The following is a 25,848-nucleotide window of genomic DNA, read 5'->3' as shown; positions in this document are numbered from 1 at the left end:
CCGACAGCAGGTGTCCGGAACCCGACCCCGGGCCGACCGGCGGGTTATCCACAGGGCGTGCGAACGGATGTTGTGATCATGAGGCCGGGCCTGTGGACAACCCGGCGCACGGGGCCCGGCCGATCCGGCATGCTGCCGGCAGCCGTCCGGAAACGATCGGAAGGGAGGCCGCCGTGCGCCTCACCCTGAAGCCCGCCCTCTCCCGCGGCTGGCGGGACTCCGAGACCCTGCAGTTCGGGACCGTCCAGCGCTACGCCGGGGTGCTCGACAACGTGGACGCGGCCCTGCGCGACTTCCTGGAACTGCTCGACGGGACGCGCGACCGGGCCGCCCTGCTGGAGGCCGGCGAGCGGGTGGGCCTCGGGCGGGAGCCGGCCGGCGCCCTGCTCGACCGCCTGGAGCGGACCGGGCTGCTCGACGACGCGGACGCCGCGGGCGCCGCGCTGGCCTGCTTCCCGCAGCCGCTCCGGGAGCTGCTCGGCCCCGACCTCGCCTCCCTCTCGCTCGTCCACTCCGGCCCGGGCGCCGGGCCGGCCGTCCTGGCCCGGCGCGCCGAGCGGCGGGTGGAGGTCCGCGGCGCCGGGCGGGTCGGCGCGGCGATCGCCGCCGTCCTCGCGGCGGGCGGCACCGGCACGGTCACCGTGGCGGACCACGGCCGGGTCCGGCCCGGGGACTGTTCCCCCGCCGGGCTGCCGCCGTCCGACACCGGGCGGCTGCGCGTCACCGCCGCCCGCGAGGCCGTCGACCGGGCCTCGGCCCGGCGGGCGCCGGCGGGCCCGCGGCGCGCCCCCGACCGGCGCCCGCCCGACCTGGTGGTGCTGGCGCCCCGGGACGGCAGCGGCGCCTTCGCCGGCGGCACGCACGCCGCCCGGCAGCTGCTGCGCGGCGGCGTCCCCCACCTGTACGTCGGGGTGGTCGAGGAGATCGGCGTGGTCGGCCCGCTGGTGGTTCCGGGCCGCTCGGCCTGCGGCCACTGCCTGGTGCTCGCCCGCGAGGACGAGGACGCGGCCTGGCCGCGACTGCTCGCCCAGCTCGCCGACGAGGGCCCCGGCCGGGCCCGCACCCCGGCCTGCGACACGGCGCTCGCCACCGCGGTGGCCGGGATCGCCGCCCTGCACGTCGGGCTCCACCTCGACGGCCTCCGCGCGCCCAGCGTGAACGGCTGGTGCGAGGTCTCGGCGGCGGACGGCATGGCCCGCCGACTGCGACTGAAGGGGCATCCGGACTGCGGCTGCCTCTGGCAGCCCATGCCGCCGGGCTGAGGCCCTCGCCCGACCACCGTCGGATCCGTGACGCGAATCACAGTCGCGCGGGCCGGGGTGGATCGCCCACCATGGGACGACCTTCCGCGGCCGACCGGGGCCGTGCGCCAGGACAGGCCCGGGTCGGCCAGGACGGTCGGACGGCCGGATGGTGCCAGGGGGACCAGGGAGGACCGGAGAGAACCAGGGAGGACCGCCCGATGCCGGCCGAGGCCGCGCCCGACACCCCCGAGACCGACACCGCACTCGTGCGGCGACTGCTGCAGGCGCAGTTCCCGCACTGGGCGGACCTGCCCCTGCGGCGTGTCGAGCCCGGCGGCTCGGACCACGTGATCCACCGGCTCGGCGACACCATGGCGGTCCGCCTGCCGCGCGGCGACTGGGCGGCCGGACAGGCCGAGAAGGAGCACGTCTGGCTGCCCCGGCTCGCGCCGCGGCTGCCGCTGGCGGTCCCGGTCCCGCTCGCGGTGGGCACCCCGGCCTTCGGCTACCCCTGGCACTGGTGCGTCGCCCGGTGGCTGGACGGCGCCACGCCGACCGCGGCGGACCTCACCGACCCGCAGGTGACGGCCGCCCAGCTGGCCGGGTTCCTGACCGCCCTTCAGGCCGTCCCGACGGCCGACGACCTGGCCGCCGGGCCGCACAACGGCTCCGTCGGGGCCCCGCTGGCCACCCGGGACGTGCTGACCCGGGACGCCGTCGCCGCCGTCGCCGGGGACTTCGACGCGGGCCTGCTCACCGCCGTGTGGGAGGCCGCCCTCGCGGCGCCCGCCTGGGACCGGCCGCCGGTCTGGGTGCACGGCGACCTGCACACCGGCAACCTGCTGGCCGTCGACGGGCGGCTCTCGGCGGTCATCGACTTCGGCGGGCTGGGCGTCGGCGACCCGGCCTGCGACCTGGTGATCGCCTGGACGCTGCTGGACGCGCCGACCCGGGAGACCTTCCGCGCGGCGCTGGGCGTCGACGACGCCACCTGGCTGCGCGGCCGCGGCTGGGCGCTGACCACCGGTCTGAACGCGTACAAGCACTACGCGGCGACCGACCCGCGGGTGGCCGCCGCCACCCGGCACCAGATCACCCGGGCGGTCGCCGGCTTCGGCTGAGCGGCACCCGGCTCGGCGGGTCCGGAGATCCGGGCCGGGGCCGGGGAGGTGAGCGGGCACAATGGCGTAGTGATGGTCGGCCCCCGACGACGGGGTGCCGTGGGCGTGTGAATGGAGGCCCGGGTGAGCGATCTTCCGCGCAAGGCAGTGACCCGCACGGCACGGCTCGCCGCCCTGCCCCTGGGGATCGCGGGTCGAGCCACGCTCGGCCTGGGCAAGCGGATCGGCGGCCGGTCGGCCGACGTGGTGACGGCCGAGCTCCAGCAGGCCACCGCCGACCAGCTGTTCAAGGTCCTGGGCGAGCTCAAGGGCGGGGCGATGAAGTTCGGGCAGGTGCTGTCCGTCTTCGAGGCGGCACTGCCGGAGGAGGTCGCCGGCCCCTACCGGGCGGCCCTGACCAAGCTGCAGGACGCCGCTCCCCCGATGCCCGCGGCCAAGGTGCACGCGGCGCTCGCCGAGCGGCTCGGCAAGGACTGGCGGAAGCTCTTCATCGAGTTCGACGACCGGCCGGCCGCCGCCGCGTCGATCGGCCAGGTGCACAAGGCCGTCTGGCACGACGGCCGCACGGTCGCGGTCAAGGTCCAGTACCCGGGAGCGGGCGACGCCCTGCTGGCGGACCTCTCGCAGCTGAGCCGGGTGGCCTGGCTGCTCGGGCCGCTGATCCCCGGCCTCGACATCAAGCCGCTGATCACCGAGTTGCGCGAGCGGGTCGCCGAGGAGCTGGACTACGAGCTGGAGGCGCAGGCCCAGCGCCGGCACGCCGAGGAGTTCGCCGGGGACCCGGACATCGTCGTGCCCGAGGTGGTGGCACAGGCCGACCAGGTGCTGGTCACCGAGTGGATGGACGGCACCCCGCTGGCCGAGGTGATCGCCGGCGGCACCCAGGAGGAGCGCGACCGGGCCGGGCACCTGCTGGCCCGGTTCCTGTTCGCCGGCCCGTCCCGGACCGGACTGCTGCACGCCGACCCGCACCCGGGCAACTTCCGGCTGCTGAAGGACGCCGGGCCGGCCACCGGCTGGCGGCTGGGCGTGCTGGACTTCGGCACCGTGGACCGGCTGCCGGGCGGACTGCCCGCCCCGATCGGGGCCTCGCTGCGGATGGCGCTGGACGGCGACGCGGCGGGCGTCCTGGAGATGCTGCGCGAGGAGGGCTTCGTCAAGCCCTCGATCGAGCTGGACCCGGACGCGGTGCTGGACTACCTGCTGCCGATCATCGAGCCGGCCACGGTGGACACCTTCCACTTCACCAGAGCCTGGATGCGGGCCCAGGCGGCCCGGATCGCCGATCCGCGCTCGCCCGCGTACAACCTGGGCAAGCAGCTCAACCTGCCCCCGGCCTACCTGCTGATCCACCGGGTCACCCTGAGCACCATCGGGGTGCTCTGCCAGCTGGGCGCCAACGCACCGTTCCGGGCGGAGATGCTGCGCTGGCTCCCCGAGTTCGAGCCGGCCCGGAAGGTCTGAGCCGAGGGACGAGCACACTGCCCGCCCCGAACGTCTGAGGCGAGGGGCGAAAACACGGCCGCAGGCCGCTCCCCACTGAGGGGGGCGGCCTGCGGCACGACGGGGGTGGAGCTGTCCGGCTCCGGGCGCTACATCAGCGCGACGGCGATGGCCTTGCGGGCCCGCAGCGAGGCCCGCTCGGCCTTCTGCTTGAGCCGCCGGGCCCGGACGACCCGGGAGACGAGCCGTTCGTGCTCGGCCTCCTGGAGGCGCTCTTGCATATGGGCCCGGGCCAGGGATTCGTGGAGGAGTTGCATTTCGAGGGTCCTGTTCTGGATCTGAAGTTCGGTGGTCTGCTCGGCGCGGACGGTCGGATCGATGGCGGCGGCGGTCATGTGGTGGTCCTGCTCGTGGTGATGCGCTGGGAAGTGGACGGTGCGGGCTGCGTCGGCCTTGGCGGCTGCGATTCGCACGGAGCGGCGGAGGGCGGTGTCCAGCGGGGGCTGCTCTCCCCGGCGGACGGCCTCGGCTCCGAGCGCGGGGTTCACGCCGCGACCTCGGTCTTGCGCGGACGGCCACGCGGCCGCTTGCGGGCCACGACGACACCCTGGACGAAGAGCTCGCCACCCCAGACGCCCCACGGCTCGCGCCGCTCCAGGGCGCCGGCCAGACAGGCCTCCTTGACCGGGCAGGTGCCGCAGAGGGACTTCGCGTACTCGACGTCGGCCGGCGTCTCCGCGAAGAAGACCTCCGGGTCGAAGGCGCGGCAGGGGATGGGGAGACCGAGCGCCTCGGCCTGCTCGATCGAGGTGAGCTGCATCAGGGAAACCTCCGGGGGGTCGGCCTGGTCGGCCTTGGTGATCTGACTTGTCGTCGGTACGGACGGGGTGGGCGGCGTGATGACCGTGGACACTGTGGGCGTCTTCCTCGTCTTCTCAGTGGGTCCGGCCAGCTGACTGGTGGGGCTGGGCCGGAGGCCCCGGGGGGCCTGGGGGGTCTTGCGTACCGGACAAAACAGAAGGGCCGCGGATCCCGGTGTGACGGGTTCCGCGGCCCTGGAGGTGCCGACCTGAGGCTGACTCAGGTTCGTTCTCTCCAGGGTTCAGGCCCGCGGAAGGCCCGCATCCGGACGGCCGTGGCGCCCATAAAGGCGGCCGTGGCCGTAATGATCTGCTGCTTGTTCTGCTTCTGGGCGTTTCCGGCACCGATGACCTGCGCATAGCCGCCATGCTTGGCGGCGGCTACGGCCGCCTTCGGTGCCTGGGTCGGTCGCTCATCACGCAGGGAGCGCGACAGCTCGACCGAGGCCCAGTCACGGGACAGACCGGTCTCGACAGAGGTGCCGCCGATGCCACGCTCCATGCCCGTGCCGCACAGATCAGTGTGTCCGAGACCACTGACAGCGGAGGCGAGGGAGGCGGGGACGACGGAGACACCGGTGGCGTCGAGACCCAGACCGGTTCCGCCCAGCACGGCGAGAGCCCGCAGGCGGGCGGCACGCAGGGAGGCAGCGACGGCGGTCTGGCCAGTCATTTTGGTGATCATGGTGGTTTCCACTGCCTTCGCCTCCTCTCGGCGTCTCGCGGAGCCTGGTCTCCCGGGCTCCGAACTGTTCGGATGTCTGTCTCGGTGGTGCAGGTGAAGCTCTGTGATGCAAGTGAAGTCGGCGGGCGCACGAGGACATGGCACGGGCGTCACCCCGTGCGATCGCGTCCCCTTGACCGCTCCGGCAGGCTATTGCGCTCCCGGTACGGCGCGCAAACTATTTTTCCGGCGAGTTTCCCGATGAGTTCCCGGACGCCACACGGCACCGACTCGCATCGCCCAGGACCGGCTCAGGCCGGTTCGCCCGGATCGCCGTCCACGACGTCGACCGGATCCTCCTCGGGCTCCTCCCCCGCACACAACGAGAGCACGGCTGCCCCGTACTTGTCCAGCTTCATCGCGCCGACCCCCGAGATCACCGCCAGCTCCTGCCGGCTCGCGGGGACGTCCTCGGCGATCGCCATCAGCGTCGCGTCGGTGAAGACGACGTAGGCCGGCGCGCCCTGCTTCCGGGCCTGCCCGGCCCGCCACTCGCGCAGCCGCTCGTACAGCGCCTCGTCCATCGTCGAGGGGCAGCTCTCGCAGCGGCGCAGCTTGCGCTCGACCGCCTCGGTGAGCACCCGCTCGCAGACCCGGCAGGTGACCGGGCCGCGCACCCGGCGGCCGGCCTGGCGCTCGCCCGGCTCGACCCCGCCGCGCCCGCCCCGGCCCCCGGAGCGTGCACCCGGTGCGCCGGACCCCGGGCGCAGCCCGTCCAGGAAGCGGGTCGGCTTCCGGCTCGCCCGGCCGCCCGGGGAGCGCGAGAGCGCCCAGGAGAGCGAGAGGTGCTTGCGGGCCCGGGTGACGCCGACGTAGAGCAGCCGGCGCTCCTCCTCGACCTGCTCGTCGGTCTTGGCGTAGATGATCGGCAGGGTGCCCTCGGTGAGGCCGACCAGGAAGACGGCGTCCCACTCCAGACCCTTGGCCGCGTGCAGCGAGGCCAGCGTGACGCCCTCGACGGCCGGCGCGTGCTGCGCGGCGGCACGGGCGTCCAGCTCGGCGACGTAGGCGGCGAGGTCGGCGGGCCCCCCGGCGGCGGTCTGCGCCCGCTCGAACTCCTCGGCCAGCCGGACCAGCGCGGCCAGCGACTCCCAGCGCTCGCGCACCGCGCCGGAGCCGGCCGGCGGCTCGGCGGTGAAGCCGCGGGTGGCGAGCACCGCGCGGACCTGGGCGGCGAGGCCCGGCGCGCCGTCGGTGAGCGGGTCGGAGCCGGCCCGGGCGGCGCCGCGCAGCAGCACCCCGGCGTCGCGAACCTCGGGCCGCTCGAAGAACCGCTCGGCGCCCTTGAGCTGGTAGGGGACGCCGAGGTCGGAGAGCGCCTGCTCGTAGACCTCGGACTGCCCGTTGGTGCGGAAGAGCACCGCGACCTCGCTGGCCCGCACGCCGGCCGCCAGCAGCTCCTGGATCCGGCGGCCGGTGGTCTCGGCCTCGGTCGGCTCGTCCTCGTACTCGGTGTACACCGGCTCGGGGCCGGCCTCGCGCTGCGAGACCAGCTCCAGCCGGTGCCGGGCGGCCTGCCCGCGGGCCTGGGCGAGCAGCCCGTTGGCCAGGTGAACGACCTGGGGGGTGGAGCGGTAGTCGCGGACCAGCTTGACCACCGTCGCCTCGGGGTGGCGGGTGCGGAAGTTCAGCAGGTAGTCGGGGGTGGCGCCGGTGAACGAGTAGATCGTCTGGCTGGCGTCGCCGACCACGCAGAGGCTGGCCCCGCCGTCGGGGCCGGTCCACTGGTCGAGCAGCCGCTGCTGGAGCGGGGAGACGTCCTGGTACTCGTCGACGGTGAAGTGCCGGTACTGGGCGCGGACCTGGTCGGCGATGTCCGGCCGGTCCTCCAGGATGGCGGCGGTCAGCAGCAGGACGTCCTCGAAGTCGATGACGCCGCGGCGGGTCTTCGTCTCCTCGTAGACGCGGTAGACCTGGGCGGTCTCGGCCGGGTCGCGCGGGGCCTCGCGGCCCGACTTCTGCACCGCGGTGGGGTAGTCCTCGGGCCCGATCTGGGTGACCTTGGCCCACTCGACCTCGGCGGTGAGGTCGCGCAGCTCGGTGCGCTGGACCCGCAGCCCGCAGCGCGCGGCGGCCTCGGCGACCAGCTGGACCTTGCGCTCCAGCAGCTGCGGCACCGGCCCGCCGACGGCGCGCGGCCAGAAGTACTGGAGCTGGCGCAGGGCGGCGGCGTGGAAGGTGCGGGCCTGGACGCCCTCGGCGCCGAGCTGGCGCAGCCGGCCGCGCATCTCGCCCGCCGCGCGGGCGGTGAAGGTGACGGCGAGGACCTGCGCGGGCTGGTAGACGCCGCTGCGCACGCCGTAGGCGATCCGGTGGGTGATTGCGCGCGTCTTGCCCGTCCCGGCGCCGGCCAGGACGCAGACGGGCCCGTGCAGGGCGGTGGCGACGGCCCGCTGCTCGGGGTCGAGCCCGGCGAGCACCGCGTCGGGGCCGGTGGCGGGCCCGGCACCGCCGAAGTCGAACGGGCTGCCGCTCAAGAGGTCTTCCTGCATGCGTTCCATCCTCTCAGCCGGGTGGGACAACCCGGGAGGAGTTGTCCACAGGAGCGGTGTGATCGCAGGATGATCGCTGCGCACCCGGCCGAGCGAGCCGAAGGGGCGCGCCGGTGCCGAAAGGGAGAAGCGAGGAGGCCCCGAGGTACGAGGGGCCTTGGAGCGCCGACCGTCGGCACCGGGTCGGAGCGCCCCGGAGGCGAGCCGAGGCCCGAACGAGCGAGCCGAAGGGGCGCGCCGGTGCCGAAAGGGAGAAGCGAGGAGGCCCCGAGGTACGAGGGGCCTTGGAGCGCCGACCGTCGGCACCGGGTCGGAGCGCCCCGGAGGCGAGCCGAGGCCCGAACGAGCAGCACGCGGAATGACCGATGTCCGGCGAGCGTTCTCCTGCGAGATCGCACGCCCCCTCTCCGAAGGAGTCCCCTCGATGTCCGGCAGCGTCACGATGTACAGCACGACCTGGTGCGGCTACTGCAACCGACTCAAGAGCCAGCTGGACCGTGAAGGCATCGGCTACACCGAGATCAACATCGAGGAGGACCCGGCGTCGGCGTCCTTCGTCGAGTCCGTGAACAACGGCAACCAGACCGTGCCGACCGTGCTGGTGGTGCCGGAGGGCGGCGGCGAGCAGGTCGTCATGACCAACCCGAGCCTGCTGCAGGTGAAGAAGGCCCTCGCGGCCTGACCCGCCCCCGGGTACGACGGCCCGGTCCGGCGCGTCACGGCGCGTCGGCCCGGGCCGGGTCGACCGGGGCGGCGGGCGCCGGCAGCTGGGCGCGGGCGGCGAGGTCGCCGACGCCGTAGACGAGCCGGCTGCGGTCGGCGGAGTAGCGCGTCTCGATCACCCGGACCGGCCCGCGCCGGTCGTACGTCACCCGGGTCTGGACCACCAGCGGCACCCCGGGGCCGCCCTGGAACCACTGCGCCTCCTCCGGTCCGGGCATCCGCGCCACCAGGTGGTCGACGGCGCCGATCTCGGTGCGGCCGAGCGCGGCGAGCACCGACTCGTCGCCGCCCTCGATCTGGTCCGGCTCCATCAGCGGGGTGCCGGCGGCGAGGCCGGCCCGGTAGTGGCTCTCCTCGATGGAGTAGGGCTCGCGGTCCAGCAGCCGCAGCTGGCGCCGGACCACGATGGCCTCGCCGGCCCGCAGCCCGAGCCGCTCGGCGATGTCGCCCCGGGCCCGGACGATCATCATCTCGAAGTCGACGGTGAGCTCCCGTCCGGCCTCGGCCGCCTCGCCCCGGTAGACGGCGGAGGGCAACGCCAGGCAGTCCCGCAGCCCGACCAGCGGGTCCCGCGGCGCCGACCGCAGCGCGGGGCCGTACGCCCGGTGGTCCAGGACGGGGTGCTCCCGCAGATACGTGCCCTTGCCCTGGAGGCGGACCAGCCGGCCCTCGTTGACCAGGACGTCGACGGCCAGCCGGACGGTGTTGCGGGCAACTCCGTACTGGCGCTCCAGTTCGCTCTCGACCGGCAGGGCGGCCTGGGCGGTGAACTCGCCCTCGGCGATCCGGCGGCGCAGATCGGCGGCGAGGCGCTGGTATTTGGGGGATTGGGCGGTGCCCCGTGGGATTGTCACCCGAGTGAATGTAGCGAGGGCGGTGACATCGTTTCAGCCGATTCGGGCAATGTCGGCCAGGATCGCCGCCGGTCCGCCCGGAGCGACCGGCCGGGGCGCCGGACGAGCGGCAGGAACCGGCCCCTCCGGATACGAACATCTGGCCGCCACGGCCTCGGAATATCCACCAGGATCACCCGTTCGGCCGCATCGGGCGCCCGATCGTCAGGCTTGAAAGCAGGCGCAGAACGGAAATGGGGGCGCGTGGCATTGGCCGCGCGCCCCCAATCCGGGGAATTACCAGCGCGCCGCCGAGGGCAGCGGCCCGCCGTACCAGAGTTCGACCAGGTGACGCGCGATCGAAATCCCGGACGGCGGCAGGATCTCGCCGGCCGCCATGCCGGCCTTCAGCTCCTCGCGGGAGAACCAGCGCGCCTCGGCCAGCTCCTCGCCGTCCACGGTGATCTCCGTCCCCGCCGGGTCGGCCTTGCCCATGAAGCCGAGCATCAGGCTGGACGGGAACGGCCACGGCTGGCTCGCCACGTACGAGACCTCGGCCACCCGGACCCCGGCCTCCTCGAAGACCTCCCGGACCACCGCCTGCTCGATCGACTCGCCGGGCTCGACGAAGCCCGCCAGGGTCGACCAGCGGCCCTCCGGCCAGAGCGCCTGGCGGCCGAGCAGGCAGCGGTCCTCCTCGTCGGTGATCATCATGATCACCGCCGGGTCGGTCCGCGGGTAGTGCTCCGCCGCGCACGAGGTGCAGCGCCGCACGTGCCCGGCGCCGGCCTTCTCGGTCGGGTGGCCGCAGCGCGAGCAGAAGCTGTGCAGCCGGTGCCAGTGCTCCAGCGCGACGGCGTGCACCAGCAGCCCGGCGTCCCGGTCCGAGAGCAGCCCGCCCACCTCGCGCAGCCCGGCCGGGCGGGCGTCGCCGTCCAGCCGGCCGGGCAGCGACTCGCCGGCCAGCGCGAAGTACGAGACGCCGTCCTCGTCGGTGCCGAGAAAGTAGCGGTCCCCGGTCTGCGGCGCCTCGAAGGAGGGCAGCAGGACCAGCTCGGTGCCCGCTCCGGTGTCCACCACGAAAGCCTCGCCGCCCGCGATCGGCAGCACCTTGGTGGTCGGGTGGCTCCACGCGGCCGCCAGCCAGGGCTCGTCGAACCGGTGCTGCGCCGCCCGGTCCACCCCGGCCCGGGCCAGCGCCAGGTGCAGCGGGCGATCGGTCTCAGGCACGGTGCTCAACTCTGTTCCATCCCCACGTGAAATGCGTCATCCGGATGAGTGGTCCGCCCGGCGGGCGGGCGTCGGTGCCCTCAGGCACCGTCGCCGCCTCCCGGCCGCCAGTTCTCGGCCAGGTCGGCCCAGAGGTACGCGGCCGTCTCCACGCCCTTCGCCAGCAGGTCCAGCTCGACCTTCTCGTCGACCGAGTGCCAGCCGTCGGAGGGCACCGAGATGCCGAGGAACAGCACCGGCGCGCCCAGCACGTCCTGCAGGTCGGCGGCCGGGCCGGAGCCGCCCTCCCGGGTGAACAGGATCCGCTGCTCGAACGCCCGCCCCATCGCCCGCACGGTGGACTGCAGCGCCGGGTGGTCCAGCGGGGTCAGGCAGGGCCGGGTCGCCCCCGGGAACACCAGCTCGTACCGGATGCCCTCCGGCACCCGCGCGGCCACCCACGCCCGGACGGCCTCCCGGACCTTCTCCACCTCCTGCCCGGCGACCAGCCGGAAGGAGAGCTTCAGGTGCGCCGAGGCCGGGACGATGGTCTTGCCGCCGGGGCCGGTGTAGCCGCCCCAGATGCCGTTGACCTCGGCGGTCGGCCGGGCCCAGATCCGCTCCAGGGTCGAGTATCCCGCCTCGCCCCGGGTGCCGTACGACTTGGCGACCCGCAGCCACTGCTCCTCGTCGAATGGCAGCTCGGCGAAGAGCTCGCGCTCGCGCTCGGTCAGCTCGATCACGCCGTCGTAGAAGCCGGGGATGTCCACCCGCCGGTCCGCGTCGTGCAGCCCGGCGGCCAGCTCCGCGGCGACCGCGGCCGGGTTGGGGACGGCCCCGCCGAAGGAGCCGGAGTGGATGTCGGTGTCCGGGCCGAACAGGTCGATCTGGGCGTCGGCCAGACCGCGCATGCCGGTGCAGACGGTCGGCGTGGTCTCGGACCACATGCCGGTGTCCGAGATGATCACCACGTCGGCGGCCAGCCGGGCGGCCTCCCGGCGGACCAGGTCGGCGAAGTGCGGCGAGCCGGACTCCTCCTCGCCCTCGATCAGCAGCTTGAGGTTGACGGCCGGCGCGGTGCGCCCGGTGGCGGCCAGGTGGGCCCGGACGCCCAGGGTGTGGAAGAACACCTGCCCCTTGTCGTCGGCGGCGCCGCGGGCGAACAGCTGCTTGCCGATCACGGTCGGCTCGAAGGGCTCGGTGGCCCAGCCGTCCTCCTTGGCGGCGGGCTGCACGTCGTGGTGCCCGTAGACCAGCACGGTCGGGGCCGACGAGTCCCCCGAGGGCCACTCGGCGAACACCGCCGGCAGGCCGTCCGTCTCCCAGACCTCGGCCACCGGGAAGCCGGTGTCCCGCAGCTTCGCGGCCAGCCACTCGGCGGAGCGGCGCACGTCACCGGCCCGGTCGGGGTCGGCGGAGACCGAGGGGATGCCCAGCCACTCGGCGAGGTCGGCGAGGAAGGCGGGCTGGTGCTGGTCGATGAAGGAGCGGACGACGCTGTCCGGGGTTCTCGTCATACGGACGACTTTAGTTCGCCCGTGAGGGTGCCCGCCCCGGCCGTCCGGCCAGCGGTCACGGCAGCGGCTGTAACCTCCGTCACCCCCGGCCGCACGGGGGCGGCGACCGGGGGTGACGGGGCGGTGGTGCGGACGGATGGCCGGCTCAGCCGCTGCGGCGCAGCAGCGAGATGCGCGAGCGGGTGAGCAGCGCGGCCAGCGCCACCGCGATCAGGGGCAGGACGACGGCGGTCAGCCCGACCTGCAGCCACGGGAAGACCACCAGGCCCTTGTCGGCGGCCTCGTCGGCGGTCATCCCCGGGAAGGTTTCGGCGGCGGCCTCCACCTTGCGCAGCGCCACCGCCGGGACGACGCCGGCGACGACGCCGAGCAGGGCGCCCATCGCGGCGATCACCCCGCACTGGAAGCCGGACAGGGTGCGGCGGATCCGGGGCGCGGCGCCGACCGCGGCGAGCGTGGTCAGGTCGCGCTGGGAGTCGGCCGCGGCCAGGCCGGTGGCGATGCCGGCGGCACCGAGGGCGACCAGGCCGGCGAAGCCGGCCAGGCCGAGGCTGATCAGGCCGCGGTCGGAGTGGTAGCCGCGCTCGATCTCGAAGTGGGTGCCGTCGGAGAGCTTGCTGATCGCTCCCGTGGCCTTCTGCTCGGCGCCGTCGGACGGTGCGGTCTCGGGCAGCCAGACCGAGCCCGCGTCGCTGGTGGTCAGACCGATCTTGCGAGCGGTCTCCGGACCGACCACGGCCTGGCCGCCGGTCGGGGCGACCGCGGTGGCCAGCACGGCGTCCACCTGGACGTCGTGGGTGACCTCCTTGAAGTCCCCGTTCGCGGTCGGGGCGGCGTTCTCGTCCCGGGGCTCGGCCAGCCGGACGATGATCTTGCCGTCCTTGAGGTACTTGGGGTCGAAGACCACGGCCCGGCCCTCGGCCACCGCCCGGGCCGCGGTCGGATCGGTCACGCCGAAGAGGTTGCGCAGCAGGGCGGCGTCGCCGACGGCGAGGTCACCGAAGGGGTTGACCCGGTAGCCGGGGCGCTCCTTGCAGCGCGGGTCGTCGTGGCGGATCCGCTCGATCTCCTGGTCCGAGACGGGCCGCGTGTCCCGGGAGTGCAGCGGGCACTGGCGCTCCTCGGGCATCTCGACGGTGGCGTAGCCGCAGTTGCCGCGGGTCGCGGCGCAGTCGCCCTTGTAGTTGACCTTCTGGACGTCGGCCCTGGTGCCGAGGCCGGGGATGTTGTTCTCGACCGCGCCGCGCAGCTTGGGCAGCAGCGCGCCGTCGGCGGCGGAGCCCCAGCCGTTGCTGAGCACGACCGCGCCGGCGGGGCCGGTGGCCGTGTAACCGCGGCGCAGCTCCTCGTCGCTGCTGGTGGTGTAGATGCCGATCGCGACCGAGCCGGCGACGGCCGCCATCACCGCGGCGACGGCGGGCGCGGTGCGGCCGCGGTGGCGGACGGAGTCGCGCAGGGCGAGCCGGGGGCCGAGCGGCAGCCAGCGGCCGAGCCGGCCGAAGAGACCGACCAGGAAGGGCGTCAGGGCGACCATGCCGAGCTCGGCGATCACCGAGCCGCCGAGGACGGCCAGGCTGCGGCCGCCGAAGCCGCTGGTCCCGCCGAGCAGGGCCAGGGCGGCCCCGCCACCGAGCATCACCAGGCCGAGGACGGCCAGCCGGCGGCTCGGCGGCTTGAGCGAGTCGCGGCCGGTCAGCGCGGCGACGACGTCCTGCCGGGAGGCCTGCACGGCCGGGACGACGGCCGCGAGCAGACCGGTGACCAGACCGATGGCCAGGACGCCGAGCAGGTCGAGCGGCTGCAGGTCGAAGTGGCCGAACCGCTCGCCGGCGGCGTCCTCGGCGCGGGTGCGCAGCAGCGCGACCAGGCCGACGCCGAGGCCGAGGCCCAGCGCGGCGCCGGTGACGCCGAGGACGACGCCGCCGCCGAGGACGACCGCCCGGACGTGGGCCCGGTCACCGCCGCCGGCCGCGAGCAGGCCGAGCTGCCGCCGGGAGCGCCTGGCCCCGACGGCGAAGGCGGGGCCCGCCAGGAGCACGATCTCCAGCAGCGCCATGCCCATCACGGTGGCGACGATCACGACCGAGGTCTTGTCGAGGTAGCTGCCGGACCGGCCGCCGCCCTTCTCGTCCTGCTGGACGTAGAGCGGCACGTCGGCGCGGGCCGGCGGGTCGAGCAGGACGCTGCGCGAGGCCGCGGTGAAGCCGTACTTGTTGAGCTCCGTCACCTTCGGCCAGTCGAGCGCGGCGCCGGCGGGGAGCTTGAGGAGCCAGGTGGTGGTCTCGCCGAGCGCGGGGCCGCGGCCGCCGCGGGACTGCTCGGCGCCGGGCAGCTTGGCCAGCTGGTCGATCAGGGCGCCGGGCCGGGCGACCAGGCCGGTGGTCCGGAGTTCGCCGGGGTACTCGACGACGCCGGTGATGGTGTAGGGCGTGGCCTCCAGGCCGCGCGGGGCGGTGCGGTCGCCGAGCTTCAGCCCGGACCGGTCGAGGAAGTCCCGGGTGGCGGCGACCTCGTGGTCGGCGCCGGGCGCCCGGCCCTTGACCAGGTCGAACTTGCCACGCCAGACCGGGTCGGTGAGGTCGGCCTCGACGGTCTGCACGCTGAGCAGGCCCTCGGCGCTGCTGGTGGGGGTGTACGGGCCCTGACGGAGCGGGACGAACACGGTGCCGGCCGGGAGCAGCTGGCGGGCGAGCACGCCGGGCTCGGTGTCGAGGCTGCGGCGCTGCTCGGGGGTGTACTTGGGCTGCCCGTTCTCCGTCTTGGCCTCGGAGGGGCTCTCGTGCGAGTAGTCGGTGTCCGGATCGGGCGCCTGGAGCACGATCGCGCCGCGCTCCATCAGACGCAGTTCGGCGTCGGACTGGCCCATGGTGCGGACGACCCGCTCGACGGGGTCGAGTTCGGCGCTGCGGAAGACCACGTCGGCACCGGTGACGCCGAGGACCGGCAGCGCGACCATGGCGACCACGAGGGCGCTGCGGCCCTTGGCGCGCAGGGCGTCGCGGCGGGCGATGCGCAGGGCGACCCGCCAGGCAGTGAGCCTCACTCCGCCACCGGGCCCTTCGCGTTGGTGGCCGCGGAGACGAGCAGACTGCCGGCGTCCTGGCTGATGCTCTCGTCGACCATCCGGCCGTCGCGCAGGAAGACGACGCGGTCGGCCCAGGCGGCGTGGCGCGGTTCGTGGGTGACCATCATGGCGGCGGCGCCGTCGTCGCAGCGGGCGCGCAGCACGGCGAGGACGGCCTCGCCGGTGGTGGAGTCGAGGGCGCCGGTGGGCTCGTCGGCGAGGACGAGGCGGCGGTCGCCGATCAGGGCGCGGGCGATGGCGACGCGCTGCTGCTGGCCGCCGGACATGTCGTCCGGGAACCGGTCGGCGAGCTCGGGGATGCCGAGCTCGGCCAGCGCGGCGAGCGCCTCGCGGCGGGCGGCACGGGCGGAGAGGCCGTCGAGCTCGCGGGGCAGGGCGATGTTCTCGGCGGCGGTGAGGGCGGGTATCAGGTTGTAGTCCTGGAAGACGTAGCCGACCGAGCGGCGGCGGACCTCGGCGAGCCGCTTGCGGCTGAGTCCGCCGAGCGCGACGCCCTCGACCAGCACCCGGCCGTCGGTGGGGCTGTCCAGGCCGCCCGCGAGGGTCAGCAGGGTCGACTTGCCGGAGCCGGACGGGCCCATCACGGCGACGAACTCGCCCGGGTGCACCTTCAGGTCGATGCCGCGCAGCGCCTGCACCTCGGCCGCGCCCTGGCCGTGCACCCGGGTGACGTTCTCCAGGTGCAGCACCGGCTCGGCGGCGCCCCTGGTCGGATCGGTGTGGGACACGCTTCCCCCTGCTGTTCGTGGGCCCGGGCCTGGTGACCGGCCGGACCGGGTGGTTCCTGTGGTCCGGACGGGGTTCAGGCCCTCGTCCGGCGGCGGCCGATCCGGCGGGTGCCGGCCTCGGGCGCGGCGGCGGCCTCGGCGGCCCTGGCCTGCTCGACCTCGGCCTGCTGCGCCAGCCTGGTCTCGCAGTGGTCGAGCCAGCGGATCTCGGCCTCGGTCTGGAAGATGAGCTGCTCCAGGACGAGCAGCCAGGCGAGGTCGGCGCCGGGCCCGGCCGACTGGCCGGCGGCGGGCCGGGCCTCCCCGGCCAGCGCCCGGCCCTTGAGCCGGGTGTAGTCCTGGAGCGCCTTGATGCTGTGGCGGCGCTGGCCCTGGACCACGGCGGGCACGTCCACCCCGGGGACGGTCACCGCCATGGCGAGCTTGATCGCCAGCTCGTCGCGCGGCGGGTTGGTCCGGGGCACCGGGGTGTCGAACCAGGCGCGCAGCTCGTCCCGGCCGGACGCGGTGATCGCGTAGAACTGGTGCCCCTCCTCGTCCTCCCCCGCCGGCTCGACCAGGCCGTCGCGCTCCAGCCGGGACAGCGTGGTGTAGACCTGGCCGACGTTGAGCGGCCAGGTGGCGCCGGTGCGCGCCTCGAACTCGGTGCGCAGCTGGTAGCCGTAGCGCGGGCCCTGGTCGAGCAGGGCGAGGAGACCGTGACGGATGGACATACCGAGTATGTATACCCGGTATGCCCTGCCGGCTCAAGCGGCACCCCCGCCGGCGGCGAGCGGGTACCGTCGTCCGGTGTGAGCCAGTTGCGCATCGCCACCTTCAACCTGTTGCACGGTCAGCCGCTCGCCCCGGACGGCGGTCCGCGGCCCTTCCCGGCCGATCCGGGCGCGCCGCTGGCCGAGGCGGTGGCCGCGCTGGACGCCGACGTCCTGGCACTCCAGGAGGTCGACCGGTACCAGGCCCGCTCCGGCGGCACCGACCAGGCGGCGGCCGCCGCCAAGGCGATGGGCGCCGCGGACTGGCGGTTCGCCGCCGCACTGCACGGCCGCCCGGCCCCGGTGGCCGGCTGGCTGCCCGACCCCGCGGCGCCGCCCGGGATCCGGGTGTACGGGCCGGGCGAGGTCGGCGACGACGCCCCGCCCTCGTACGGCACCGCGTTGCTGACCAGGCTGCCGGTCCGGCACTGGCGGGCCCGGCGGTTCGCCCCCGCGCCGTTCGGGCTGCCGCTGCGGGTGGCCGGGCGGCGCGGGCTGACGCCGGTCCCCGACGAGCCGCGGGCGGCGCTCGCGGCCGTCCTGGAGGGCGGGCAGGGGCCGTTCACGGTGGTGGCCGCCCACCTGTCCTTCGTGCCGGGCTGGAACATGGCGCAGCTCGCCGCGATCCGGCGGTGGATCGCCGACCTGCCCCGGCCCTACCTGGTGCTGGGGGACTTCAACCTGGTCGGCGCGGTGCCGCGGACGGTCCTGGGCGGGGCGGCCGCGCTGGAGCGCACCGCGCCGCGGGCCCGGGTCCGGGTCCGCGAACTGCGGGAGGCCCGGCGGGCCCGGCCGGCGCTGGTGGAACCGCGCCGGCGGCGGGTGCGCGAGCCGCGGGCCCGGCTGCAGGGCTGGCACGACCTGGCCCGCACGCCCACGTACCCCTCGCACCGGCCGGCCGTGCAGTTCGACCACGTGCTGGCGGTGGGCGTGCCGAGGGCCGCCGTCGGCCCGGCGGCCGCACCGCGGACGGCGGTCTCGGACCACCGCCCGCTGGTGGTGCGGGTCAGCCTCTGACCGGCCCGGACGCCGGCCGGCTCAGGACCTGGGCTGCGCCGCCAGCCCGTTCTGGTGCGGCAGGTGGGCGCCCGGCGGCACCGGGGGGTCGTACTGGAGCAGCAGCATCGCCGCGTCGTCGCCGAGCTGACGGCCGACGTGGCGCACCACGTCCTCGTGCAACCGCTGCAGGACGTCCACCGGGCTCCCGTCCGCGCACCGGGGCAGCCGGTCGGCGAGCGGGTAGAAGGCACCGGCCCGGTCGCGGGCCTCGATCACGCCGTCGGTGAAGAGCAGCACCCGATCGCCCCGGCGCAGCGGGATCCGGTGCACCGGCGGCCGGACGTCGGCCGGGTCGAGCACGCCGAGCGGGGGCACCGTCTCGGCGAGCTCCAGCTGCCGGACCGGCTCGCCGCCGCGCAGCAGCAGCGGCGCGGGGTGGCCGCAGTTGACGATCTCGGCGGTGCCGTCGGGGCGGACCCCGATCAGCACCAGGGTGACGAACTCCTCCTCCACCCCGGGGTGGTCGTTCTCGTGCAGCGCGCGGTCGAGGCTGACGGCGAGCCAGCCGGCCACCCGGTCCAGCGCGGGCTCCTGGTGGGCGGCCTCGCGGAAGGCGCCGAGCACGGCGGCGGCGGTCTCCACCGCGCCGAGCCCCTTGCCCCGGACGTCGCCGACCACGGCCCGGACGCCGTGCCGGGTGTTGACCACCTCGTAGAGGTCCCCGCCGATCCTGGCGTGCGCGGCGGCGGCCTCGTAGTGGACGGCGGCGCGGACGGTGCCGACCCGCTCGGGGACCGGCCGCAGCAGCACCCGGCGGGCGATCGAGGCGACCAGCTGGGCGTCGGCGAGCGCCTTCTCCTGGCGCAGCCGCAGGGTGGCGCTGACCCAGCCGATCACGGCGACCAGCACGATGGCGAAGACGGTGGCGCCGTGCACCGACTCGCCGAGCACCTCGTTGTGGAAGGCCATCAGGAAGGCGGCGGCCTCGGTGCAGAGGCCGATCGCGAGCGGGTACCAGGTTCGGCGGCTGACCACGGCGGCCAGCGCGGGGACGGCGGTGAGGGCCGGTTCGACGGTCACCGCGGCATCAGTGAAGTAGTCGAGGACGGCGACCAGCGCCATGCCGATGAACGGCAGCGACAGCGCCGTCCTCGGCCAGGTACCGGTCGCGCCCGGAGCGGCCCCCGGGGTCGGCCCGGCGAACCGCTCTCTGATCCATCCGGTCGCGCTCAACTTCGGACTCTCCAGCAGAAGACGCCGATGCCCTTGGGCACCTGCGGTGATGACTGAGGGTTAGGGGATACGGTCCTCGCTGGCGGCCGGAGCACGGGGGTTGACCGGTTACCGACCCCACAATAGGCGCGAAACGTGCACTACGCACTGGTTTCGCCCGATGCCATGATGAGTTGGATGCTCTCCGTGACTCATTCTTCACTGTTCCCGATCAGGAGCCGTTCCAACTTCTTTCGGTCGGGAAGTCCTGCGGGTTGTTCGATCCGACCGCTGCGGACGTACAGGAACGACGCGGTGACCTGCTCCAGCGGAACGCCCAACTGTTCGGCCCAGGCGACCCGGTAGACCGCGAGCTGGAGCGGATCCGCGGTCTCCTCGCGGTGCGTCTTCCAGTCCACCACTTCGTAGCGTGACGCGCCGCCGAATTCTGACCCGCCGTCACCGTCCCGGTAGACCGCGTCGATCCGGCCGCGCACCACCCGACCCGCCAGCACCAGCTGGAACGGCGCCTCGACCCGGTAGGGCGTCCGGTTCGCGTACGGGGTGCGCAGGAACGCCTCCTTGAGCCGCTCCAGGTCCTGCTCGTCCTCGATGCCGTCGTCGTCGGCGCCGGGCAGCGCACCCGGCTCGACCAGCAGCAGCGGCTCGATCCGGGACTGCACCCACGCGTGGAAGCGCGTTCCCCGGCGGGCCGCGGGCTGCGGCGGGCGCGGCATCGGGCGGGCGAGGTCGTGCGCGAAGCCGTCCGGGTCGGCGGCCAGCCGCATCAGCTGGGTGGCGGAGAGCGTCGCCGGCAGCGGCACGTCCCGGACGCTGCGCCGGGAGCGTGCGAGCTCGCCGAGCAGCGCCGTCAGGTCGCGGTCCCAGGACTCCACCAGGCGGCGGTCCTCGGCGGCCATCGGCTCCGGCTCGGGCGCGGGCCGCCCGGCGAGACGCCGGTGCACCACCTCGGCGACCCGGCGGCGGGCGTGCTGGGCCGCCGGGTCCAGCGGCAGCGGCCACGGCCGCTCCACCGGCGCGGCCAGGGCCGGGTTCCCGGCGCCCTTCTCCGGCGGCTCGGCCCACTGCTCAATCTCGCCGGCGCCGGGCTGCTCGCAGTGCTCCCGCAGCTGCTCCAGGAAGGCGGACGGGCCGCGCGGGGTCTTCTGGCTCGGGCCCCACCAGTGCCCGGAGGCGAGCAGCAGCGAGCGCGGCCGGGTGAAGGCGACGTAGCCGAGCCGCAGCTCCTCGGTGCCGGAGTGCTCGGCGAGCTCCTGCTTGAAGGCCGCCATCGACTTGGCGTTCCAGCCGCCGCGGACGTCGGGCAGGGTGGCCGCGTCGCCGCGCAGGGCGTGCGGGAGCACCCGCTTGGTGCTGGTCCAGCGCTCGCGCGCGGTCGAGGACGGGAACGCGCCCCGCACCAGGCCGGGAACGGCGACCACGTCCCACTCCAGGCCCTTGGACTTGTGCGCGGTGAGCACCTTCACGGTGTCCTCCCCGCCGGGCAGGCTGCTGTCCAGGCCGCGCTCGTACTCCTGGGCGGCCCGCAGGAAGCCGAGGAAGGCCGGCAGGCCCGGATCGCCGTCCAGGTCGGCGAAGCCGGCCGCGACGTCCAGGAAGGCGTACAGGGTCTCCCGTCGGCGGGCGGCCAACGCCTGCGGGGAGGCTGCGAGTTCGACCTCCAGGCCGGTGACGGCGAGCACCCGGTGCAGCACGTCCATCAGCGGCTCGGCGAGCGAACGGCGCAGCTCGCGCAGCTCCTGGGCGAGCCGGGCGAAGCGCGACCGGGCCTCGGGCGAGAACGGCAGGTCGTCGGGTGCCCCGTCCGGTCCGGTCGGGGCGGTCGGGGCGGTCAGGAAGGTCTCCAGCGCGTCGGCCAGCGAGACCACCTCGGTCGGGTCGGTCTCGGCGACGGCGGCGGCCAGCGCCTCGACGCCCTCCGGCCGGTCGGTGCGGACGAGTTCGGCGGCGCGGCGGCCGAGCAGGGCCAGGTCGCGCGGGCCGATCCGCCAGCGCGGACCGATCAGCAGCCGGACCAGCGCGGCGTTGGCGGTCGGGTCCTGGAGCACCTCGCAGACCGCCACCAGGTCCGCCACCTCGGGCAGCTGGAGCAGCCCGCCGAGGCCGACCACCTCGACCGGCACCTCCCGGGCGACCAGCGCCGCGTGGATGTCGGGGAAGGCCGCGCCGCCGCGGCAGAGCACGGCGATCCGGCCGGGGGCGGTGCCGGTGGCGACCAGGTGGGCGATCGAGTCGGCCAGCCAGTCGACCTCCTCGGCGTGGGTGGGCAGCAGCGCCGCCCGGACGTAGCCGTCCTGCTCGGCCCCCGGGGCCGGGCGCAGCGCCTCGACGCCCTCGTGCATCGCGCGCAGCGGCGCGGCCAGCTCGTTGGCGAAGGCGAGCAGCCGCCCGCCGCTGCGGCGGTTCTCGCTCAGCGCGTACCGGGCGGCGGGGCCGCCGCCGGCCCGCGGGAAGTGCCGGGGGAACTCGTCCAGGTTGGCCACCGAGGCGCCGCGCCAACCGTAGATCGCCTGGCACGGGTCGCCGACGGCGGTCACCGGGTGGCCGCTCCCCCGCCCGTCGGGGCCGGCGCCGAACAGCCCGGCCAGCATCAGCCGCTGGGCGACCGAGGTGTCCTGGTACTCGTCGAGCAGCACCACCCTGAACTGGCCGCGCAACAGCTCGCCGACCTCGGGGCGCTGCTGGGCGAGCCGGGCGGCGGCGGCTATCTGGTCGCCGAAGTCCATCAGCCCGGCCGCGGCCTTGCGGCGCCGGTACTCCTCGACCAGGCGGAGCAGCTCCAGCCGGGCCCGGGCGGCACCGGGGACGGCCCGCAGGTCCTCGTTGGTGAGCCTGGCGGTGGCCAGGGTGTCGAGCAGCTCCTCGTCGAAGGCGCGCAGCGCGGCCGGCTCGACCAGGTGCTCGGCGAGCTCGCCGTCCAGCGCCGTCAGGTCGGCGACCAGGTTGGCGAAGGTCCCGGTGAGGGCCGGGAACGGGCCGCGGGCGGTGCGCAGCACCTTGGCGGCGAGCTGGAACCGGGTGGCGTCGGCGAGCAGCCGCACGTCCGGCTCGATGCCGATCCGCAGGCCGTGCTCCTTGAGCAGGCGGCCGGCGAAGGCGTGGTAGGTGGAGATCTCCGGCTCGCCGAGCGGCTCCCCGTCCGCCTCCGCGACTCCCGCTCGCAGCAGGGCCGAGCGGACGCGTTCGGCGAGCTCGGCGGCGGCCTTGTTGGTGAAGGTGAGGCCGAGCACCTCCGCGGGGGCCACCGCGCCGGAACCGACCAGCCAGACCACCCGGGCGGCCATCACGGTGGTCTTGCCGGAGCCGGCGCCGGCCACGATCACGGCCGGCTCCAGCGGGGCGCCGATGGCCGCCATCTGCTCCCGGTTGAAGGGGATGCCGAGCAGCTCCTTGAGCTGGTCGGGATGGCTGAGCACGGCGGTCACCCCGCAACGTTAACGGGGTGCACCGACAGGCCGGACCGACGGCGGGGGTGACCCTCGCTACTCCGCGCCCCCTCCGCGACGTCTACTCGACGAGCTGGGCGCCGTCCCGCTGCGCCGAGCAGCTGCGGCGGAACGAGCAGCGGTCGCAGCCGCCGCCGGTCTGCGGCACGAAGCGCTCGGCGAGCACCTTCCCGGCCGCCTCGGCGAGCAGGTTCTCGATCCACGGCTCGCCCTCGGGCGGCTCCTGGCGCTGCACCTTCGGCACGTCCGGGCCGGACTTGTCCGGCTTGCGGAGCTGGACCAGCTCGGCACCGCCCGACTCGGGCGCCCCGCCGTCGAAGCCCGGCAGCTCGTTCAGCGCGCCCGCCCGGACGGCCAGCTGGTAGACGGCGAGCTGCTTGTGGTCGGGCAGCGACTTGTCGGTCGGCACCTCCTTGCCGGTCTTGAAGTCGACCACGTAGGCGCGCCCGGCCTCGTCCTTCTCGACCCGGTCCATCGAGCCGCGGATCCGCACCCGGACCCCGCCCGCGTCCAGGGTGACGTCGAACCCGTGCTCGGTGGCGACCACGTCCCGGCCGCGCTCCAGCACGTGCCAGTTGAGGAAGCGCTCCAGCGCCGACCGCGCCTCGGTCTTCTCCTGCTGGGACTTCCAGGGCGCGTCGAAGGCCAGCGCGTCCCAGACCGTGTCCAGCCGCTCCATCAGGACGGCGAGGTCGGCCGGGGTGCGGCCGGAGCCGACCTCGTCGGCGAGGGCGTGCACCACGTTGCCGAAGCCCTGGGCCGCGGAGCCCACGGCGCGCGCCTTGACCTCCTTGTCCAGGAACCACTGCAGCGAGCAGTTCTCCAGCTGCTCCAGGCCGCTGCCGGAGAGCCGGACCGGCAGGTCGGCGCTGCGCAGCGGCTCCGGGGCGGCGGTGGCGTCGTCCAGGCCCCACCAGCGCTCGGGGTGGGCGGCCGGCACCAGCGGCAGCCCGTCCTCGTCGGCGGCCAGCGCCAGGGTGGCGAGGCGCTCGGCGGCGGCGCGGCGCAGCTCGGGCGAGCGGGCCGGGTCGACGGTGACCGCGCGCAGCTCGGCGACCAGGGCGGCGACCGAGAGCGGGCGGCGCGGGCGGTGGGTGACGTCCTCGACGGTGGCCGGCGGGGTGCGGCGCAGCACCCGGCCGGTCCTGGGGTCGACGTCCTCGCGGTAGAGCTCGCGCAGGAAGCGGGAGGGCTCGTCGCCGTCCTCGGCGGGCGCCTTGACGGCGGTCACGATCAGCCGTTCCTTGGCCCGGGTGGCGGCGACGTAGAAGAGCCGGCGCTCCTCGCCGAGCAGCGCGGCCGGGGAGAGCGGCTCGGCGAGGCCGTCGCGGCCGATCCGGTCCGCCTCCAGCAGCGAGCCGCGGCGGCGCAGGTCCGGCCATAGGCCCTCCTGGACGCCGGCCACCACGACCAGGCGCCACTCCAGGCCCTTGGAGCGGTGCGCGGTCATCAGCCGGACGGCCTCCGGGCGGACCGCCCGCACGGTGAGGGTGTCGGCGGCGATGTCCTGCGCCTCCAGCTCGGCGAGCAGGTCGAGGGCGCTGCGGTGGCCGGTGACCTGCTCCTCGGCGCGGGCGGCGGTCTCGAACAGGGCGCAGAGCGCGTCGAGGTCCCGGTCCGCGTTGCGGCCGGCCGCGCCGCCGCGCAGCGCGGCCCGCTCCAGGCGCTCGCGCCAGCGGCGGCTGCCGTCCCAGAGCTCCCAGAGCGCGTCCTCGGCGGTGCAGCCGCCGGCCAGCCGCTCGCGGACCTTGCGCAGCAGCATGCCGAGGTCCCGGGCGCGCCGGGCGTACCCGGGGTCGAGCGCGATCAGCCGCTCCGGCTCGCCCAGGGCCTCCCGGATCAGCTCCCCGGCCGGGCGCGGCACGGCGGCGGGCCGGCCGTCGGCGCGCAGCACGGCCCGCTCCTCCTCGCGCAGGGCCCGGCCCAGGCGCCGCAGGTCGGAGCCGTCCATACCGCCGAGCGGGCCGGTGAGCAGGGTGTGGGCCAGCTCGGTGGTGAGCGGGTCGGGGGCGTCGATGCCGGCGTGCCGGTCCCGGGCGGCCTGCTCGGCGCAGACCCGCAGGGCGAGCAGCAGCTGTGCGACGGCGGGCTCCTCGCGCAGCGGCAGGTCGTCGCCGTCTATCTCCAGCGGGACGCCGGCCGCGCCGAGCGCCCGCCGCACGCCGGGGATCGAGCGGCCCCCGGCCCGGACCAGGACGGCCATCTCCCCCCACGGCACGCCCTCCTCCAGGTGGGCGCGGCGCAGCAGGTCGGCGATCGAGTCCAGTTCGGTCCCGGGGGTGGGGTAGGTGTACACCTCGACCCGGCCGCCCTCGCGGGAGGGCAGCAGGGCGCGGTGCTGGGCGAGCTTCTCCGCGGGCAGCCGGCCCATCGGCATCCGCCGGGCCAGCTCCCGGGAGGCGGCCAGCAGGACGGCGCCGGAGCGCCGGGAGACCCGCAGCACCCGGACGTCGGCGGGGGCGCCGTCGGCCTGCGGGAAGGCCTGGGGGAACTCCAGGATGCCGTTGATGTCGGCGCCCCGGAACGCGTAGATCGACTGGTCCGGGTCGCCGACCGCGACCAGGTCGCGCCCGCCGCCGGCCAGCCGGCGCAGCAGCCGGACCTGGGAGGGGTCGGTGTCCTGGTACTCGTCGACGAAGACCACGTCGTACCGCCCGCGCAGCTGCTCGCCGACCTCGGGGCGCTCGGCGAGCAGCACCGCGCGGTGGACCAGCTCCGCGTAGTCCAGGACCCCGCGCAGGTCCAGCACGTCCAGGTAGTCGGCGAGGAAGTGCGCGGCGGCGGCCCAGTCGGGGCGCCGGACGCCTTCGGCGAAGCGCGCCAGCTCGGCCTCGCCGAGGCCCAGCTCGCGGCTGCGGGCGAGCACGGCGCGGACCTCGTCGGCGAAGCCGCGGGTGGTCAGGCAGGCCCGCAGGTCGAGCGGCCAGGCGATGCGGGGGCTGCCGAGCCTGGCGTCCTCGGCACCGCCGGCCAGCAGCTCGCGGACCATCACGTCCTGCTCCGGCCCGGAGAGCAGCCGCAGCGGCTCGGCGTAGTCGTGCGGGTCCTGGTGGGCGCGGAGCAGGGCGTAGCAGAAGGAGTGGAAGGTGGTGGCCTGCGGGGCGGCGGCCGAGGCCCCGAGCCGGCCGGACATCCGGTCGCGCAGCTCCATCGCGGCCTTGCGGCTGAAGGTCAGCACCAGGATCCGCTCGGGGTCGGTGCCGCGCTCGATCCGCCGGGCGACGGCCTCCACCAACGTCGTGGTCTTGCCGGTGCCGGGCCCGGCGAGCACCAGCAGCGGGCCGCCCGCGTGCTCGACCACGGCGCGCTGGTAGTCGTCCAGCACGGGCGGGTCGGGCTGTGCGAGGGGGCTGCGCACCAGACGGTAGGGGGAGCTCACGAATGTCCTGGGGGGTTGTGCTGCGGGCCGCGGACGGCGGGCCCCCGCCGGGGGCCCGCC

Annotated in this window: 18 protein-coding genes; 5 read left to right on the top strand and 13 right to left on the bottom strand. The window is 75.4% G+C overall.

The features are described from left to right. Positions 1-173 precede the first annotated feature (173 nt). The 3 genes from RMN57_RS24280 (at position 174) to RMN57_RS24270 (ending at position 3,829) form a co-directional block, all read left to right on the top strand. On the top strand, positions 174-1,262 hold the full coding sequence (locus RMN57_RS24280; protein ID WP_313765439.1) for a ThiF family adenylyltransferase: 1,089 nt from the start codon (positions 174-176) through the stop codon (positions 1,260-1,262). 200 nt (positions 1,263-1,462) lie between these two features. After that, complete coding sequence (locus RMN57_RS24275) at positions 1,463-2,365, top strand: aminoglycoside phosphotransferase family protein (RefSeq protein ID WP_313765438.1); 903 nt, start codon at positions 1,463-1,465, stop codon at positions 2,363-2,365. Between the two features lie 123 nt (positions 2,366-2,488). After that, positions 2,489-3,829, top strand: coding sequence for an AarF/ABC1/UbiB kinase family protein (locus RMN57_RS24270; RefSeq protein WP_313765437.1), 1,341 nt, complete (start codon positions 2,489-2,491; stop codon positions 3,827-3,829). A 128-nt stretch (positions 3,830-3,957) separates the two neighbouring features. On the opposite strand, the gene RMN57_RS37110 is transcribed toward RMN57_RS24270, so the two are convergent. The 4 genes from RMN57_RS37110 to RMN57_RS24250 all read right to left on the bottom strand — a co-directional run bounded on the left by RMN57_RS37110 (position 3,958) and on the right by RMN57_RS24250 (position 7,812). Further along, complete coding sequence (locus RMN57_RS37110) at positions 3,958-4,203, bottom strand: hypothetical protein (protein WP_380236220.1); 246 nt, start codon at positions 4,201-4,203, stop codon at positions 3,958-3,960. A 149-nt stretch (positions 4,204-4,352) separates the two neighbouring features. Beyond that, the gene (locus RMN57_RS24260; RefSeq protein WP_380236203.1) at positions 4,353-4,721 is read right to left on the bottom strand and encodes a WhiB family transcriptional regulator; all 369 of its coding nucleotides are present in this window, start codon (positions 4,719-4,721) and stop codon (positions 4,353-4,355) included. Between the two features lie 167 nt (positions 4,722-4,888). Then, complete coding sequence (locus RMN57_RS24255) at positions 4,889-5,365, bottom strand: hypothetical protein (RefSeq protein WP_313765435.1); 477 nt, start codon at positions 5,363-5,365, stop codon at positions 4,889-4,891. 278 nt (positions 5,366-5,643) lie between these two features. Next, on the bottom strand, positions 5,644-7,812 hold the full coding sequence (locus RMN57_RS24250; protein ID WP_313767943.1) for an ATP-dependent DNA helicase UvrD2: 2,169 nt from the start codon (positions 7,810-7,812) through the stop codon (positions 5,644-5,646). Between the two features lie 496 nt (positions 7,813-8,308). On the opposite strand from RMN57_RS24250, the gene RMN57_RS24245 reads away from it, so the two are divergent. Then, positions 8,309-8,566, top strand: a complete 258-nt coding sequence (locus tag RMN57_RS24245) for a mycoredoxin (RefSeq protein WP_313765434.1) — start codon at positions 8,309-8,311, stop codon at positions 8,564-8,566. Between the two features lie 34 nt (positions 8,567-8,600). Here RMN57_RS24245 and RMN57_RS24240 read toward each other — a convergent pair whose 3' ends face one another. The 6 genes from RMN57_RS24240 to RMN57_RS24215 all read right to left on the bottom strand — a co-directional run bounded on the left by RMN57_RS24240 (position 8,601) and on the right by RMN57_RS24215 (position 16,692). After that, positions 8,601-9,461 carry a GntR family transcriptional regulator gene (locus RMN57_RS24240; RefSeq protein WP_313765433.1) on the bottom strand — a complete coding sequence of 287 codons (861 nt, stop codon included), beginning with the start codon at positions 9,459-9,461 and terminating at the stop codon, positions 8,601-8,603. A gap of 276 nt (positions 9,462-9,737) precedes the next feature. Then, positions 9,738-10,679 carry an NAD(+) diphosphatase gene (gene nudC, locus RMN57_RS24235; RefSeq protein WP_313765432.1) on the bottom strand — a complete coding sequence of 314 codons (942 nt, stop codon included), beginning with the start codon at positions 10,677-10,679 and terminating at the stop codon, positions 9,738-9,740. Positions 10,680-10,750: 71 nt separating this feature from the next. Next, on the bottom strand, positions 10,751-12,166 hold the full coding sequence (locus tag RMN57_RS24230; protein ID WP_313765431.1) for a dipeptidase: 1,416 nt from the start codon (positions 12,164-12,166) through the stop codon (positions 10,751-10,753). Between the two features lie 145 nt (positions 12,167-12,311). After that, positions 12,312-15,209, bottom strand: a complete 2,898-nt coding sequence (locus tag RMN57_RS24225; protein ID WP_313765430.1) for an FtsX-like permease family protein — start codon at positions 15,207-15,209, stop codon at positions 12,312-12,314. Further along, positions 15,206-15,979 (bottom strand): ABC transporter ATP-binding protein, encoded by a 774-nt coding sequence (locus RMN57_RS24220; RefSeq protein ID WP_313765429.1) that lies wholly within the window; start codon positions 15,977-15,979, stop codon positions 15,206-15,208. Before RMN57_RS24220 ends, RMN57_RS24225 begins: the two co-directional genes overlap by 4 nt. 74 nt (positions 15,980-16,053) lie before the next feature. Beyond that, positions 16,054-16,692, bottom strand: coding sequence for a PadR family transcriptional regulator (locus RMN57_RS24215; protein WP_313765428.1), 639 nt, complete (start codon positions 16,690-16,692; stop codon positions 16,054-16,056). 78 nt (positions 16,693-16,770) lie between these two features. Here RMN57_RS24215 and RMN57_RS24210 point away from each other — a divergent pair, with 78 nt between their 5' ends. After that, positions 16,771-17,748 (top strand): endonuclease/exonuclease/phosphatase family protein, encoded by a 978-nt coding sequence (locus RMN57_RS24210; protein WP_313765427.1) that lies wholly within the window; start codon positions 16,771-16,773, stop codon positions 17,746-17,748. A 21-nt stretch (positions 17,749-17,769) separates the two neighbouring features. On the opposite strand, the gene RMN57_RS24205 is transcribed toward RMN57_RS24210, so the two are convergent. The 3 genes from RMN57_RS24205 to RMN57_RS24195 all read right to left on the bottom strand — a co-directional run bounded on the left by RMN57_RS24205 (position 17,770) and on the right by RMN57_RS24195 (position 25,788). Then, a complete protein-coding gene (locus RMN57_RS24205) occupies positions 17,770-18,963 on the bottom strand; it encodes a PP2C family protein-serine/threonine phosphatase (RefSeq protein ID WP_313765426.1) in 1,194 nt (397 codons plus the stop codon). 191 nt (positions 18,964-19,154) lie between these two features. Continuing rightward, positions 19,155-22,388, bottom strand: a complete 3,234-nt coding sequence (locus RMN57_RS24200; RefSeq protein WP_313765425.1) for an ATP-dependent DNA helicase — start codon at positions 22,386-22,388, stop codon at positions 19,155-19,157. 82 nt (positions 22,389-22,470) lie between these two features. Then, on the bottom strand, positions 22,471-25,788 hold the full coding sequence (locus RMN57_RS24195) for an ATP-dependent DNA helicase (RefSeq protein WP_313765424.1): 3,318 nt from the start codon (positions 25,786-25,788) through the stop codon (positions 22,471-22,473). Positions 25,789-25,848 lie beyond the last annotated feature (60 nt).

It is taken from the genome of Kitasatospora sp. CM 4170, from assembly GCF_032110285.1.
Taxonomy (GTDB): Bacteria; Actinomycetota; Actinomycetes; order Streptomycetales; family Streptomycetaceae; genus Kitasatospora; species Kitasatospora aburaviensis.
Note: the sequence above shows the minus strand (reverse complement) of the source record. Positions and strands in the feature narration are given on the sequence as shown.